20 protein-coding genes are annotated in these 15595 nt (G+C 38.0%); 12 read left to right on the top strand and 8 right to left on the bottom strand.

Annotated elements, in window-relative coordinates; translation table 11 throughout:
- Positions 1–4: 4 nt before the first annotated feature.
- Positions 5–673 (top strand): GNAT family N-acetyltransferase, encoded by a 669-nt coding sequence (locus tag MHH81_RS17860; RefSeq protein WP_340925331.1) that lies wholly within the window; start codon positions 5–7, stop codon positions 671–673.
- 135 nt (positions 674–808) lie between these two features.
- Entirely contained in the window at positions 809–1207 is a 399-nt protein-coding gene (locus MHH81_RS17855; RefSeq protein WP_340923854.1) for a DUF4181 domain-containing protein, read from the top strand.
- 15 nt (positions 1208–1222) lie between these two features.
- Here MHH81_RS17855 and MHH81_RS17850 read toward each other — a convergent pair whose 3' ends face one another.
- From MHH81_RS17850 to MHH81_RS17840, 3 genes are all read right to left on the bottom strand, one after another.
- Positions 1223–2083, bottom strand: coding sequence for an AraC family transcriptional regulator (locus MHH81_RS17850; protein ID WP_340923851.1), 861 nt, complete (start codon positions 2081–2083; stop codon positions 1223–1225).
- Positions 2084–2176: 93 nt separating this feature from the next.
- Positions 2177–2845, bottom strand: a complete 669-nt coding sequence (locus tag MHH81_RS17845; RefSeq protein WP_340923849.1) for a GNAT family N-acetyltransferase — start codon at positions 2843–2845, stop codon at positions 2177–2179.
- Between the two features lie 47 nt (positions 2846–2892).
- Complete coding sequence (locus MHH81_RS17840) at positions 2893–3801, bottom strand: carbon-nitrogen hydrolase family protein (protein ID WP_340923847.1); 909 nt, start codon at positions 3799–3801, stop codon at positions 2893–2895.
- A 220-nt stretch (positions 3802–4021) separates the two neighbouring features.
- Between MHH81_RS17840 and MHH81_RS21405 the strand changes: the two genes are divergently transcribed.
- The 3 genes from MHH81_RS21405 (at position 4022) to MHH81_RS17830 (ending at position 5295) form a co-directional block, all read left to right on the top strand.
- Positions 4022–4258, top strand: coding sequence for an SEC-C metal-binding domain-containing protein (locus MHH81_RS21405; protein ID WP_445678104.1), 237 nt, complete (start codon positions 4022–4024; stop codon positions 4256–4258).
- Complete coding sequence (locus MHH81_RS17835) at positions 4194–4796, top strand: hypothetical protein (protein ID WP_340923844.1); 603 nt, start codon at positions 4194–4196, stop codon at positions 4794–4796. The genes MHH81_RS21405 and MHH81_RS17835 overlap by 65 nt, the downstream gene beginning before the upstream one ends.
- Positions 4797–4869: 73 nt before the next feature.
- Positions 4870–5295 carry a GatB/YqeY domain-containing protein gene (locus MHH81_RS17830; protein ID WP_340923841.1) on the top strand — a complete coding sequence of 142 codons (426 nt, stop codon included), beginning with the start codon at positions 4870–4872 and terminating at the stop codon, positions 5293–5295.
- Between the two features lie 38 nt (positions 5296–5333).
- On the opposite strand, the gene MHH81_RS17825 is transcribed toward MHH81_RS17830, so the two are convergent.
- A complete protein-coding gene (locus tag MHH81_RS17825; protein WP_340923838.1) occupies positions 5334–6104 on the bottom strand; it encodes an NRDE family protein in 771 nt (256 codons plus the stop codon).
- A gap of 190 nt (positions 6105–6294) precedes the next feature.
- Here MHH81_RS17825 and trhA point away from each other — a divergent pair, with 190 nt between their 5' ends.
- A complete protein-coding gene (gene trhA, locus MHH81_RS17820; RefSeq protein WP_340923835.1) occupies positions 6295–6933 on the top strand; it encodes a PAQR family membrane homeostasis protein TrhA in 639 nt (212 codons plus the stop codon).
- 80 nt (positions 6934–7013) lie between these two features.
- Here trhA and MHH81_RS17815 read toward each other — a convergent pair whose 3' ends face one another.
- A complete protein-coding gene (locus MHH81_RS17815) occupies positions 7014–7505 on the bottom strand; it encodes a hypothetical protein (protein WP_340923832.1) in 492 nt (163 codons plus the stop codon).
- 203 nt (positions 7506–7708) lie between these two features.
- On the opposite strand from MHH81_RS17815, the gene MHH81_RS17810 reads away from it, so the two are divergent.
- Complete coding sequence (locus tag MHH81_RS17810; protein WP_340923830.1) at positions 7709–7984, top strand: hypothetical protein; 276 nt, start codon at positions 7709–7711, stop codon at positions 7982–7984.
- 653 nt (positions 7985–8637) lie between these two features.
- On the opposite strand, the gene MHH81_RS17805 is transcribed toward MHH81_RS17810, so the two are convergent.
- A complete protein-coding gene (locus MHH81_RS17805; RefSeq protein ID WP_340923828.1) occupies positions 8638–8964 on the bottom strand; it encodes a nucleoside triphosphate pyrophosphohydrolase in 327 nt (108 codons plus the stop codon).
- 236 nt (positions 8965–9200) lie between these two features.
- Between MHH81_RS17805 and MHH81_RS17800 the strand changes: the two genes are divergently transcribed.
- Together MHH81_RS17800 and MHH81_RS17795 are read left to right on the top strand one after the other, a co-directional pair.
- On the top strand, positions 9201–9932 hold the full coding sequence (locus MHH81_RS17800; RefSeq protein ID WP_340923825.1) for an MBL fold metallo-hydrolase: 732 nt from the start codon (positions 9201–9203) through the stop codon (positions 9930–9932).
- 284 nt (positions 9933–10216) lie between these two features.
- The gene (locus MHH81_RS17795; protein ID WP_340925329.1) at positions 10217–10933 is read left to right on the top strand and encodes a DUF4386 domain-containing protein; all 717 of its coding nucleotides are present in this window, start codon (positions 10217–10219) and stop codon (positions 10931–10933) included.
- A gap of 7 nt (positions 10934–10940) precedes the next feature.
- Here the strand turns inward: MHH81_RS17795 and MHH81_RS17790 are convergent, their stop codons facing one another.
- The gene (locus MHH81_RS17790) at positions 10941–11525 is read right to left on the bottom strand and encodes a Crp/Fnr family transcriptional regulator (RefSeq protein ID WP_340923822.1); all 585 of its coding nucleotides are present in this window, start codon (positions 11523–11525) and stop codon (positions 10941–10943) included.
- Between the two features lie 283 nt (positions 11526–11808).
- On the opposite strand from MHH81_RS17790, the gene MHH81_RS17785 reads away from it, so the two are divergent.
- From MHH81_RS17785 to MHH81_RS17775, 3 genes are all read left to right on the top strand, one after another.
- Positions 11809–12444, top strand: a complete 636-nt coding sequence (locus MHH81_RS17785; protein WP_340923819.1) for an NUDIX hydrolase — start codon at positions 11809–11811, stop codon at positions 12442–12444.
- A 148-nt stretch (positions 12445–12592) separates the two neighbouring features.
- Positions 12593–12913, top strand: a complete 321-nt coding sequence (locus MHH81_RS17780; protein WP_340923816.1) for a hypothetical protein — start codon at positions 12593–12595, stop codon at positions 12911–12913.
- A gap of 222 nt (positions 12914–13135) precedes the next feature.
- Positions 13136–13936 carry a 3D domain-containing protein gene (locus MHH81_RS17775; protein WP_340923812.1) on the top strand — a complete coding sequence of 267 codons (801 nt, stop codon included), beginning with the start codon at positions 13136–13138 and terminating at the stop codon, positions 13934–13936.
- Between the two features lie 463 nt (positions 13937–14399).
- Here MHH81_RS17775 and MHH81_RS17770 read toward each other — a convergent pair whose 3' ends face one another.
- Positions 14400–15206: an IclR family transcriptional regulator domain-containing protein gene (locus MHH81_RS17770; RefSeq protein WP_340923809.1), complete on the bottom strand. Its 807-nt coding sequence runs from the start codon at positions 15204–15206 to the stop codon at positions 14400–14402.
- Positions 15207–15595: the final 389 nt, after the last annotated feature.

Here is a 15595-nt window from a genome sequence, read left to right as displayed (position 1 = left end):
GATGATGTATCGAAAAGAAGTGTTTGTATTACAAGAAGGTAGGCCTGTTTTAGCGGTTGTAAGAAACTATGAGAAAGCGGATTTCGGAGACTTAATTGCTATTCAGCAAGAAAGTTTTCCTCCTCCTTTTCCGTCTGAATTGTGGTGGAGTGAAGAACAGCTCGAAAGCCACGTGGAGCACTACCCGGAAGGTGCATTATGTGTGGAGATAAACGGAGAAGTTGTCGGCTCAATTACAGGTTTATTGGTTCATTTTAATCCAGAAAATCCTGTACATACATGGGAGGAAGTTACGGATCACGGGTATATCCGCAATCACGATCCCAAGGAGAGAACGTTGTATATTGTCGATATTTCTGTCAAACCAGCCTATCGCAAGCTGGATCTTGGAAAGTTGTTGATGCAGTCGATTTATGAGCGAGTCATTCATGATGGATTGGATAGAGTGCTCGGGGGAGGGCGGATGCCGGGGTATCATCATCATGCGGAGCAACTCACACCTGAAGAGTATGTGGAACGTGTCCTGACAGGAGACTTGAAAGATCCGGTGATTTCATTTTTACTCAGATGCGGACGGACGCCAGTTTGTGTGGTTCCAGATTACTTGGAGGATGAGCAGTCACATCATAATGCTTTGTTGATGGAGTGGAAAAATCCTTTCAAGCAAGAGTAGATGAATAATATGGTGTAAATTTTGCAGTGATAAGAAATAAAATGATATATACGTTGAAACTTTTCACTCGAATGAACAGTAAAGTAGATATCACTTAACTTGTTCGAAAAAGAAAAAGTGAAAAGGGGATGAAAGATGATGTTTTTGTTGAAAGCAATCGTATTTATATTGATTGTTATAGCAATTATAACTGTTTTTGAAATAGGTTTACGCAAATTTTTTCATATCGGAAAACGAGATAAGACGAAACAAAGGTATGTGAATGAGTTTCATAAACGGGGTGAAATTGGCCTAATTGTTGTGTTCGTATTGAGTTATATCTTCGTTTTAAATAATTATTCAGAAGCACAGTGGAGTTATTTATGGAGTGCCTTCTTCTTTACAGCGCTTCAATTATTTCGTGCATATATGGAATGGAAATATCCAATTAGACCACGTGAATATATCATTCATCTTTTTGCTGCGGTTGTTATCGTTGCGTTTATTCTTATTTCATTATACACAGATTGGCTTAATTGGTTATTTGGATTTTAAGAACGTCCTTCATGCTTATATTTCTTTCACAGAAGCTTTCGTTTGATATTCTTTCGGAGAAACTCCATATTTCTTTTTGAATTGCTGCAAGAAGGCGGACATGCTTTGATAACCGACTTGAAGTGCCACATTTGTTACACTTTGGGAAGGATTACGAAGCAATTGTGCTGCTTGCTCCATGCGAATCGCCGTAACACGTTCCATTGGTGATAATTGAAAAGTCCTTTGGTACATGCGGTTCAGCTGTGATTCACTAACATTCGTTACTTCCGTTAACTGCTTCATCCGAATCGATTGGTGATAGTTTTGTAATATATAGCTTTCTGCATCTCGAATAGGGTCTGGCAATAAATAATGATCGAGAACATAAGTGATTTTGGACAACATATGTTCATTTGGAAAAATATAAGCCATGACCTCCAGTAAAGAAAGATGAACGAAATATGGTTGGTTTTTGGAAACATGAACAAGGATTTTTTCGAGAAGTCCATTGATTTCCTCCGTCCACGACTCCTGTAAAATACATACGCGATTAGGATCCTCGAGCAAAGTGGGTGAAAAGCGATTGTGCTGCTGCAAGAGATGAACAAATTGCTCTGTTATAGAGATGGATAAGGGAAATAGTAGCGTACTGCTCATCTTCCCGATTTCAAAGCGAACATTTACACCTTGCGGATAAAACACATATTCCCCAACTTTAAGTATACGAGATTCGTCTTCTCCGATTTGGTAAGACAATCCTCCCTCCAGTAAAAAGAGGATTCCCGGCTCGGGAGACTTGAAATGAGAACTTGTTTTCTCTTGATGATGAGTAAATGAGACGGATTCAAGCACCACAAGATTTTCTTTTTTCAATATTTCCAGTACTTGTTTCAATTCGTCGCACCCCTCATCCTTTTTAGTCAATTAAAATAACTATAACGGAAAAACCCTCTCTAATTCAATAGAGAGGGTTTCAGAAATGTTGCATTATAAAGGGAGTAATTCGATCTCGTCTTTTGTTTCCAATTGTGCAATCATCGTGTGCCATGCTTCCGGTTTATGCGACAAAATCGCATAATATGATTTCAAAAAATCGGCGATAAAATGGGCATTTAACGTCTGGGCATCCTGATATGGCAAGAAACAGAAATCCAAATCCGTTACAGCATCCCCTTCATTTGTCCAAGAAGGATGTACATAAGAGAAATTCAATCGTTTGAAACCGAGATGAGCCAGCACTTCACGACGTACGAAAGGATTCATTGCCTTAATACCACCAAACGCATGATCACCAATTCGGTACGGATCGTAAATCTCCGCGAACACTCCGATTAACTCAACGTTATGCTCTTTGGAGAGCTGCATTAAATCATCGTGCCGTTTTTTTGCAAGGAACGGTCCGACTCCAATGCCTTCCTTTCCGATCATTGTAAAGTCCGTCATCGATAACATTCTGTCTGCATAGAAGCGATATTCAGTTGCACCTACAACTTCTCCATCTTCCACTGCAACAAACATACGAATAGTTGGATCAAGTAAAGGTTCTCTCCATAATTCGTACTCCAGTACTTCTTCAGCAGGAAACACCTCTTGCATCAATTGGTGCATCTTCGAAAACAAGGGGTCCTCAATGTTTTTAATTTGAATATATTCCAATACACGCACTCCTTCAAAAGTTATTTATAATGGAAAAGAAGTCTTTCTCATTTTGTCTTTTGCAATACCATTTCCTTTGTCATGGTTGTTTCCACTGTCAGTGTTCCAAGGTCTGGATATAAATCAAGTCGACGGTCTCTCCAAGTTGTGACAGAGCCGCGTTCACGTACTTCATGCAGAAGTGACAAATCAAGATCGGCAGAAATAACCATGTCGTTATTGATCTCTCCTTGGACTAAAATGCCATCTTGCGGGAAAGGAATATCGTTTGGTGTGATCACAGCGGCTTGACCAAAGTTTCCTCGCATAAAGTCTACTGTTGGAAGGGAGCCAACCGTTCCAGTTGTCACCACATACACTTGGTTTTCAATGGTACGTGCGTGACTTGTATAACGCACACGGTTAAAACCATGTCGGTTATCGGTACAAGCAGGGGAGAAAATCACATCTGCACCCATTCCACGAACCATTCGCACAACTTCCGGGAATTCGATATCGTAACAAGTCAAGAGAGCTACTTTTCCTTTCGATGTTTCGAAAATTCGAATAGATTCTCCAGGTGAAATGCCCCAATCAGAAACTTCAGTTGGTGTTAAGTGCAGTTTCGCTTGCTCGCCAATATGGCCATCCGGTGAAAATAAATGCGCGACATTGTATAAACGGTCGCCTTTACGAACGACATGTGTTCCACCAATAATGTAAACCCCCTGTTCTACAGCTAGTGTAGAAAAAAGACGATGATACGCTTCCGTGTAATTCGGTAGATTTTGAAATGGTTGACCTTCGCCATTCTCGGAAATGGACAGTAACTGTGTCGTTATAAACTCTGGAAATAAAATAAAATCAGTATTGAATTCAGCAGCTGTTTTCACATAATGTGTCACCTGTGCCGCGAACTCCTCAAAACTATTAATTGTATGAAGATGATATTGTACAGCAGATACACGTAATTTCATCTGTATACCCCCTTGGAAATGTATGTTATCTTTTTGAATAGTAGATGAATCATACCATAAAGTGTGAAATAATCCTTACGAAATTCCGTCATAAAATGATGTAATTCATTCATCCTGATTCTTTTTCAAGAGTAAAATCACCTCAAAGTGCTAGTGTGAGAACATCTTATTTTGTATATACTAGAAATAGAGCTTGGTAAATAGAGTAAACTAGTAGCCAATGAGACCAATTAGTCAACTGAACGAATATGTACAGGCTGTAACTTTGATTGCTAACACAACACGCATTTGGGAAAATAGGGGTTATACACTGGAAGAACTTGCCCAAATGAGTAGACATCACTTAAATCCACTACCGAGCACACCTTTTCATGTTATCGATGGTGGCAAAGTTGGACGAAACGATCCATGTACCTGTGGGAGTGGGAAGAAATATAAGAAATGTTGCGGGAAATAGGGAAAAGTACGGAGGAAACTATATGTACGATCCAACCATTTTTGAGAATTTAAAAGTAGCATTTGAAAATCACGTGTATGATTTAGATAATATAGATCGCAAAATAAATATTACAAACCGTGTGGATCAAATGGATTTTTCCATTATGGCGAGGAAGTTTGCCATCCAATTTACATTAGTAGATCAACAAGACGTAACAGCAGAGATTGTATTAAAGGCTTCTTTAGATGATCTAGCTGGGGAGATATTAGAGATTCCCGGAAAAAATCTAGGTTGTTCCTTGAAATTACGATTTTACAAGCGTGTTCAAAACGCAGCCGTACAGTGTAGAGAAATAGAGCAAGAACTAAATGCTATTTGGGAGAATGAAATCCAGTTAACTCAAACATTGAGCTTCGTGTATGAACAAGAAGCGCCAGGTTACCTAGACCTGATTGAAGTGCAGTTTGTCGAAAAAATTAATGAAGACCATATGGAAGAACTTGCAGATTTTCTTGAACATATACTAGAATCGTTGGAAATATTGCAAGGTATCTAGAGGTTTAATTAGTTTTGAAAAAGAATGGACTAATATTAAAATAGAAGAGTAGAAAGAAAGGAGATTCAATACGATGTTAAAAACTACAGTATTTGAAGAATTAAAACGTGCGATGAAAGAAAAGGACGTACTTGCAAAAGGAGTACTTACACTTCTAAAAGCAGCACTAGATAATGCCGAAAAAGAAAAAGGTTCAAGCCTTGCTCCAGAAGAAGAAATTGCTATTGTGAATCGCGAAGTGAAACAAACGAACCAAGCATTAGAAGGAGCTCAAAAAGCGAATCGAGACGACTTAATAGAAAAAGAAGAAGCAAAACTAGTATTACTAAAAAGCTTCTTACCAAAACAATTAAGCGAAGAAGAAATTGCAACGATATTAACGGAGGCAGGAATTGTAAAAGGTATGAATATGGGCGATGCAATGAAAATCGCAAAACCTTTACTAACTGGAAAAGCAGACGGATCAATTATGTCCAAAGTCGTGAAAAGTTTGATTTAAAAGGAGAGTGCCTTTGCGCTCTCCTTTTTTTTAAGGTCTTATATTTCCCCAATCTTAAACGCAAATCGATTTTCCACATGGAATTCCCCTTCATGAAAAGTCCGTTCCACAAATGTAACATTCTGTTCTTTATCCATTAGCATAACAGTCGATGAACGGGTACCATAGCTAGGGATTTTTATAAACAAAGGAGAAAGTACTCTCTCCATCTCTAAACCAACCCCAGTTTGCGGGAGTTCCTCATCCTCCGCCATTGTTCGATCTGAAATAATAGCAAATAATGATTCTATCTGCACTTCATCCTGATGTGATCGAACATGATCACTTAGTCTCTTCTTGCCTTTCGCCACTTTAGGCCAAGGTGTATTCAATGTATGATTGCTCAAACTATGCGTGCCAGATGGGATTACATTCATTTCATCTAATATATTATTATAGTGGAATAGTTGATTTCCATCCCCAACAACTACATTATAGCCACCATAATTTTCTCTGTTTTTCGCAAGCGTTTGAATAAAATCAGCAGGTGCTTCTCCATTGGACAAAAAATCACGCACAATATCCCCTCGAGAAAATCGTCCTGTCTTCTCCCTCGGATCACGATAATTCGTTAGCGCTGCAAAACGTCCAGTCTTTGTCACACCTAGCCAAGTACCCATCTGCAACAAATCACGCCCAGCTAAAATAGAGGGATGATCCTCCCAAAAATCAGCAACCGCGGTTGGTCGTTCATAGAACTCATCCCGATTTGCCACTACAATCAATTGATAAAGTGGATGCTCCTGAAAATGAAAATTCACCAAACACATTCCCAACTCCCCCTTTAAAAGTGATTACTAATTTTTCCTTCATCATAACATGTTCCAATAAATTAATATTCAGAATTGCATTCTTCTCAACAGCTTGCTATTTGGATCAACTCCATGGTTGGTTTCTGCATTTATTCGAACAAAGTGATAGGATATGGTATAGAGAATTAGCGGATGGGAATGAACAGAGATGAGCAATACACATATATTTACGAAGCGTGAAGAGGTTGCCAATGCGATTATTCACGGGATAGGTGCTCTTTTAAGTGTAGCCGCACTTGTGATTTTGATTGTATCTTCTGTCATGCACGGAACGGTGTGGCATGTGGTAAGTTTTACATTGTTCGGGGCGACCATGGTGCTTCTGTATGTGTCGTCTACACTTGTCCATGGGTTTCCGGCAGGTCGTGCAAAAGATGTGTTTGAGATATTCGACCACTCATCAATTTACTTTTTTATAGCAGGGACGTATACTCCTTTATTATTCCTCGCAGTAAAAGGGACGCTTGGCTGGACGTTGTTTGGAATTGTGTGGGGGCTTGCGATTGTCGGTACGGTGTTTAAAGCGTATTTTGTAAAGCGCTTTTTGCATATGTCGACGTTGATGTACATTTTAATGGGCTGGCTGATTGTGTTTGCATGGAATCCACTTGTTTCGAATATGTCGTCACAGGGGTTAATTTTGCTAGCGATTGGTGGTTTGCTCTATACGGTTGGAGCAGTTTTTTATGTCTGGCGCGGCTTTACGTATCATCATGCAGTCTGGCATATATTTGTCCTCGCAGCGTCCGTGCTACATTTCTTTGCAGTGATGACGTTATTACCATAACAAATAAAGAAGCGATTCTTGGAATGTAAAGATTCTCTGAATCGCTTTTTGTATTCACGATGAAAATTTCTCTACAGCTTCTAACACCAAACGATTATTTGATAGGGAGTGGTTTGGGCAGGGATACTTCTGGTGGTAGGTCCATAAATAACAATTAGGTTCCGGTTTGCAGGATTTTTTGTGAAGGCTTGCCCATTTGTTAATAATATTTGCGTATATGGTGAAATATTTAATTTTAATTGACCGTCACTACTCTCCAACTGTCCATTAAAATAGCCTACTTTTACATTTTGATTGACATCATCTTCTACCATAACAAGTGCCTGATATTGTGGTGGGTAAATAAGAGGAACAGGTGCATTTGCATCATAATATCCAGTTACCCGATCTCCTACAACCACCATAACGTGGTCTACAAAGTAAGTAGTGGGGGACACTACGAAATTTACTACATCTCCGTTTCCGTTAGCTACAGACATTAATGTATAACAACCTTCACCTTCTCCATTTTGTCCTATCATAAAATCACTAATCATGGTGACAGTACCCTGAAAAGATTGAAAATTTACCATTCAACTATCTTCCTTTCTACTTCATTAGAAACATTGGAAAGAATCAAAAGTCGTTTCCATTCCTATTAATTTATGTGAAGTGATCAGCAGTGGTGAATACTTATCGTATTCGTGCTCAAATTCACCTGTTTGTGCATATTTTATTAAAAAGCTGATTTTAAGACGGAAGTTGGTAAAATGAGGCGATTGCCGAGGAGGAAAGTATGAAAGCATATTTAATCATCACTCAAATTTTGTATTTCCTATTTTTGATGCCCTGGTTTCTCATTTGGGCCTTTTCATTTATGGTATTCGACAATGGCTTCGGTGTAGGGAATGTAACTTTTTTTCTAGTCATTACCTTTTATCCGATAGCTATCATACTATGTTCTATTTTGGCTTGGATTTTCCGAGTAAAAAAGCAACGATTTGCGATTGTGATCAACCTAGTTCCATCGTTATGGATAATTGCTTATTTGATTTTCATGACGTTTATATAGTTATAAATGATAAACCTAGTGTTACAGGGATTTTTGGTACACTAGGTTTTTTTTGTTCTTTTTAATAAACAGAGTAAATTGAGTATCAGAAGTTGCTATAGTCCATTTAACTCACCTCATGTCAATGTGTATATTCTCGAATAATGTATAACTTTGTCGAATATTTTAACATACAATTTACAGGGGTTGGTGGTTTTGTTAGGATGAAGGTATGGATAAGTATGGGAATTTAGAATGAAAGAGGATAGAACTTAAATTTACATTTATGGTTCTGAATAATTAGTTAGGAATTCCGACTGATTATTATTTGTATGGGGAAATTAAATAATTCTAACGAGTTATTCGTAAAATAAAAGATAGAAAGAAGATGTATCATTATACTTAGCATTTTTAGTTCTAAATGTGCAATATGCAAACGTAAAGCTAGTCCGTACCGTCTCTACAAAAATCCTAAAGGTAAAAAAGTAAAGCTTTGTCTGGAATGTACTGTATATGCTGAGAGGCGCGCATATCTAAAAGTAAAATAGTTAGTATTAAAGGGAGTTAGCTAGAATTGTAGAGTTGGTTTATTTCCCTATTTATTAAAAAGAAAAATGAATTAAATAATTAAGCAGAATAAGTCATGAATAAGGTTCGACGTAATTAGTCGTAGTTCATACATCCTCAACCTCTATCAAATATATCCCTTCTTCAAATCCACCACGTTTTTCTTTCTTGGCAATACGGATTTTTTCTAGTTCTTCATAAGTAGCTTCGTGGATGGGAAGGGCCGCATGGATTAATTCCAAGATATCAGCTAGTTCTTCTAGTGCATCTTGGCGATTACCTGTTTCTGCGAATTCTTTTACTTCTTCGTGTAGTTTATTTTTAATTTCTATTAGGTGTTCAGATGGATCTAAAACGCGTGTGGAGAACTTGCTTCCTGACTTTTCGATAACTTGTGGTATTAGATCTCGTACTAATTTGTTGTAAACTGGCATTGGACATCCCCCTTTTTCATTTATTATAGAGAAAATTAGATTTATTTGAAAGGAGGGCTCTAGGAAAATGCGGGAGCTGAAGGGTATTTGGATATTATAAAGCTGACTATTGCAGCCAGAGGAAGTCGTTTTTATTTTGCATAATGTAGCAGACAAAATTTGGTGCTCCCTAATATATCATGATAATATTGTGGCATCAGATGATAAGAAAGATTCTGAGAAAGAGGCTATAACCTATGGAGTGTAGAGTGATTGGTATGTGGGGAGGTTTCCCTAAAAAGAATGGTCCTTGTTCAGGATATTTAATTCAGCATGAAGGGTTTTCGTTATTAATTGATTGTGGAAGTGGTGTCTTAACGGAATTACAAAATTATATAGATTTAAATGATATAAATCATGTCATACTAACCCATTATCATTATGATCATTTTAGTGATATTGGAGCTTATTTATTCTCTAGACTGGTGAATACACATTTAGCTAGAGCTGACGAAGAGTTATGTGTTTATGGACCAGAAGACGAGGGGATGCAAAAGCAGGTGGAGGATGTTGCTTATTCCCGATTTACTTCTTTTAACGAAAAAAGTAAGTTAGAAATCGGACCATTCACTTGTATATTTATGAGAAATATTCATCCAGTAGAAGCGTATAGTGCAAAAGTTGTATGTGGCAATAAAAGTATTGTATTTACGTCTGATACTAGCTTTACGAATGACTTAATTTCATTTGCAGCAAATAGTGATCTTCTTATTACTGAATGTAGTTTGTATGAAGGAATGGACGGAGCAGCTTCCGGACATATGACGTCGGAGCATGCAGGAATACTAGCATATCAATCTAATGCAAAAAAGGTGTTATTAGCACATCTACCACACTACGGTGACTTAAACGATTTATTAGTTAGTGCGAAAAAACAAGGCAATGAAAACATTGAATTAGCAGAGTCAGGAATGTTGATAGAATTATAAACGCTGATAGAATGAATGTTCTTTGAAGTATTTGTTCTACCAGCTTTTTTTGTACCCTGTGCAAAAATAATTCATGTTTGTCTGCTACAAAGGGACAAACAAATTTTATTTTCCTATCTCCACTTCATACATCTTCGTTAAAGCTCCATAGAGCGCCGCATCAAAATCCTTCTGCCCGCGCATAAATTTTTCTTTCGTAAAAACATCCAGCCTTGATTTAAGTCAATGAATCATCTTAACTGTCCTATTACAATAAAATTAATACAAGAATAGGGGGGGATTTTATTATTAGCTCACAAAAGAACCTAACAAATTTAAGAAAAGCTGCTATTACTTCCGGTATATCGCTTATTATTATGGCCCTAGCTGCAGGATTTTCTTATGGTTATGTCCATGGTAGCCTTGTCGTACCTGGTGATATTAGCACAACCTATCATAATATCGCATCATCCATTATGCTGTTTAAAGCTGAAATAATTGGTTGGGTTGTTATCTTAATCCTTGACGTAATTGTCGCCTGGTCATTTTATATCTTCCTAAAGCCGGTTAATCAGGAGTTAGCATTGCTTGCTTCATGGCTTCGTCTTACTTATGCAGCTATATTGGGAATAGCCATTTTAAACAAGGTCTTTGTGCTACTGCTCTTAAATAATACAGACTATTTATCATTTTTGAAAACTGATCAGCTTCAAGTAAATATAGCGTTATACTTGGAAGCATTTAAAATGATTTGGTCTATTGGATTAATTGTTTTTGGTGTGCATCTACTAGTTGTGGGGTGGATTGCCTTCCAATCAAATAGTATCCCTAAAATTATTTCTATCTTGTTAGTACTTGCTGCAATAGGCTATATTGGTATTCACCTAGGCAAAACATTACTTATCGAACAAAATATCATTACAACACTAGAACTTATTTTTAATTTACCGATGATTGCAGGAGAATTAGGCTTTGGATTATGGCTGCTATTCAAAGGAGGAAGAGTCACGATTAAGTCGTGACTTCCGCTCACCTCCTATCTATATCTACACGTTTCTTTATTCTGCTTAATGACTCTGGAGTAATTCCGAGATAGCTTGCCAATTGATGTTGCGGTACACGATCTATTAGTTGAGGTCGTTTCAGTAATAGCGTCTTAAAACGTTCTTCAGGGGTAGAGGCGATAAATGTAGCAAATTCTTCTTGTACTTTACCAAAGCTTTCCTCTATCATCTTTCGTGTCATTATTTCTAATTGCGTATATTTGTTATACATGTTCTGTTCAATAGCTAAATCGCCTACAACCAATACAGAGTCTTCCAAACACGCAAAAGTGTATTCGGATGATTTATCTAGTTTATGATTATTGAAAACCGCAACTGCCTGTTCTTCTGTGTAAAAGTTGGACGTTACTTCCTTTCCTTTTTCATCTACCGAATATTGCCTTATGCACCCCTTTAGCACAAAATAACATTTAGTGGGAACGTCTCCTTGTCTAAGAAGGATTGTTCCTTTTTTAAATTCCTCGATCTTTATTTCATTAGCGATTGCCTGTTGTTGTTCTTCGGTAAGCGAAGTGAATTTAGACATATACTTAAACAATATACTTTTCATTTTGCTCTCCCTCCATCTCAGGCGCTTTCTTTTTATAATACTACAATTAATAATGGAGAATTATGTTCATTATTAAAGGCATTGTATTGTAAGAGGTTGGATACAGAAGAAATAATCTTTCCCTGTGTAAGAAACATTCCAGTTAGTTCGAACAAACGTGAACGTTTAAACTTTCGTGTTTGTTTGCTACATAGGTGATCGATGTTTACACCACTACATTTCAACCGTAGCCGCATTAATGATACGATAATAGTAGAGAAAAATTAGCAACGGGGGAGATTTCATGTTTTTGGATAAGCTGAAGAATGAGTTACATCACAGGCAGCCACTTTTTATAGGGGAGGACACGGCGCTGCGTTGCGCTATATTGATTCCGCTTGTGGAAGTGGATGGAGAATGGCATGTTCTATTCGAGGTGCGTTCATTAACGATGAGAAAACAACCAGGGGACATCAGCTTTCCTGGTGGCCGAATAGATCCCACTGATTCATCACCAATGGAGGCTGCTATACGAGAAACACATGAAGAATTAGGGGTAGATTTATCAAGCATTCAAGTCCTTGGCCAAATGAGTGCTTACATTGCCTCGCCAAGCTTTGTGGTCTACCCGTTTGTAGCAACAATCGACCACCATCAAATCCAAAACTTCAATAAGCAAGAGGTCGAAGAAGTATTCACCATCCCGATCAGCTGGCTACTAAACTATGAGCCCTATATGCACACAATCTCTGTCCAGCCAATGCCCACTATAGATTTCCCCTACGACAAAATCGTCAATGGTGACAAATACCAATGGAGACCTCGTGCAATAGAAGAGTGGTTTTATGATTACGAAGATTACACTATCTGGGGTTTGACCGCTAGAGTGCTGAAGCATTTCGTGGAGACGATTAACAAGCCAGAGATAAACAGGATCTAAAAGTCCTTGAGGATTTCAACCAACTATAAATCGTAATCGGCAAATTTTATCCATTACTTATGTTTTATTTCTGAAAATTCTAAATAAGGGGAATCCTTTTTATTATTTGCCTCGTATACTGTAGGAAATGGTACAAGGAGGAAGGTGTATGTTAGCGAGAATATCCACGACATTTCTTCATTATGTGAATGGACTTTTAAAAGGTCTTGCAGCACTTTTGATTTTTGGTGAAGAAAAAGAAGAAATGACCTCAGAGCGTAGTCGCAGAGCAGTACGTCATATGCGTAAACTCTATCAGTATGATTGGTATATGGAATTGAAAAACCAATACGAAAATAATTGGGATCACGATCCGGCTGTTTTGGATTTCATGAGTGACGTTAACTTTAAGCTACTGCATACAGAGGAAGGAAAGGGAACGTTTTTGACAAACTTTCAGATCCTTTTAGATTCTTTGAATTGGAAATAAAAAATAGTATATCCAGGTTAGAAACAGGGAAAGTGGTTTCTAACCTGGATTTTTTTGCCCTTCTACATATCTCGAAAACTGAAATAGAGAGGTCATTTTCTAAAACAGATTTTACTTGTTTTAGAGGGTGGCTTCTTTTTGTTTTATTAGAATGTTTGTTTTTCAAAGTTTTTGGGCATTACTGGAGAGAATTTTACAGATTACTTGCAAAGGAGGAACCTTATGTTGAAAGTTAAGACTTTATTGGTCATTGCCCTTTTAGCATTTTCAACGAATTCAGTAACGTATGCCGCTGAAATTTCAACTGCCGCCACAAATGCTGAAGATGTAGCCTTTACATCTACTACGGAAAACTATGTAGAATCTATTTTAGATAGCTCTGGGGAAATTGATATACACTTCCTGACCGCTTTTGAATTAAGGAAGGCTTTGGAGTTTCTGCGAGAGCCCACAGTGTATACGGTGGTTGAAGGAGATAACCTGTATCGGATTGCACTCGAGCACAATGTACCACTAGAAACGCTTATGAGTTGGAATGACCTTACGGGTAGTCTCATTCATCCAGGTGAAGAATTAGTGGTGAGTGGTGAGGGAGAAGAGGGTATTACGCACATGGAGTTTGATTCAGACAAAGTGGTAGCTACAACCTCACCAATCCAGCCACCCCCACCTGTAGATGATTCTGTAGAAGATTCAAATCAGGTGGTCAGTGCCCCTCCAGCTACGGAAGATTCAACAGAGATGCTTGTTACGGCGACGGCTTATACAGCTTACTGTGCTGGATGTTCGGGGACGACAGCTTACGGCATTGATTTGCGCGCTAATCCAGATCAGAAAGTAATTGCAGTAGATCCAAAGATTATTCCACTTGGTACAAAGGTTTGGGTGGAAGGATACGGAGAGGCAATTGCTGGTGATACAGGAGGAGCGATTAAAGGCAATAAAATCGATGTATTCATTCCATCACATGAGAGTGCGATGGAATGGGGAGTTAAAAAGGTAATCATTAGAGTGCTGGATTAGGTGAGAGAGTCTGTGCATAATTGCATAGGCTCTTTTCCATTTAATTGGTCTCGGATTGTCAGGAATTGGTCTTGCTTAGCGGTCATTTGGTCTCGAAGAGCCACTGATTGTAAAAATGTCCACTTGTTCGAGTAGTACTTGCTCTCACATGAGCCGATATTTCTAAGATAATTCGATTTGGTCTCGGTTACGGGGGAGATGGTTGCGTTTAAGGGTTTATTGGTCTCGGATTAATAGAAATTGGTCTTGCTTAGCAGTCAATTGGTCTCGAAGAGCCATTAATTGTAAAAATGTCCACTTGTTCGAGTAGTACATGCTCTCACATGAGCCGATATTTATTGGATTTTACGATTTGGTCTCGTTCAGCCTTTATTTCAAATTAATAACCCAATACATCTGTTAATTTAAAAAAACCAGGCTAAAAGCAGTTATAAATTGCTTCAAGCCTGGTTTTTTTATTTGATCACACGTATCTTGAATTGTTTGTAATGGCCATTGCTTCGCTGATTTTTTCAGCTGTTTCTTGTAGAAGAGGTAATAATTCTTCCCGTAGTGCTTCTTTGGTGATTCTTCCTGCATGGGCGGAGCAGTTGATAGCTGCAAATACTTTTCCGCTTGCATTTCGAAGTGGAACGGCGATGGAGCGTAACCCTTCCTCTAGCTGTTGATCGACGCCACCCCATTGTTTTTGGCGAACATCCTCTAATAGATTGGTTAATTGGTTTTTATCAATAATTGTTTTGTCTGTAAATCTTTCCAACTGAGTGGAGTCGAAGTAGGTTTCTAACTTGTCTTTTGGCAGGTTTGCTAGTAGTACATGGCCCATGGATGTTGCGTAAGCTGGTAAACGTGATCCAACATCTAAATTGATGGACATAATTCGTTTGGTGGAAACACGTGCTACATAAATAATATCCGTGCCATCTAAAATCGAAATAGAGCAGGATTCACCGGTTTTATTGACAAAATCACGCATGAACGTTTGGGCGATGCTCCACGTATTATTGGAAGATAGATAGGCGTAGCCAAGAGAGAGCGTTCGAGCCGTTAAGGAAAATACGCCATTTGTTGATTCGGCAAAGCCTAAATGCTCCAGTGTTAGTAAAATTCTACGGGCAGTTGGTCTGCTAAGCCCCGTGATTTGAGATACATGACTAACGGTTAGTACCTGGTTGTTTTGAGAGAAAGCTTGAATCACCTGTAGTCCGCGATCCAATGATTGTATGTAGTCTCCTGATTCTTTGAAATTATCTAATTTTTCTGTCGGCAAAGATATAACCCCCTATGGTAAGATGAGCTTGTACGGATAAAATATTAATGTACGTATATCGTACATTAAAAAAGTTAGATTTGCAAGTTCATGATCATAAGTTTTAATTTTTTTATTTACAATGCGTTTACATTTCTAATTTTATCAGAATGATGAATGCAATACAGGGATGAGAAATATCAAATTAAACTTGGGGAAATTGAAATGGCAGAAACAGCAGTAAAAACACACGTGTATTGGAAGCATATGAAGGCATTTCTAGATGAGCAACAATTTACTTTGAACTTTGTCATGCGAACTGAATAAGTTTTCAATTCTATAGCTGTCGAGGATATCTTGACGGCTTTTTTTATTAGACTTTTTCGATTATTTTGGTATGATAGAAATAA

The organism is Psychrobacillus sp. FSL H8-0484 (genome assembly GCF_038005325.1).
Lineage (GTDB): Bacteria > Bacillota > Bacilli > Bacillales_A > Planococcaceae > Psychrobacillus.
This window is presented reverse-complemented; position numbering and strand designations above follow the sequence as displayed.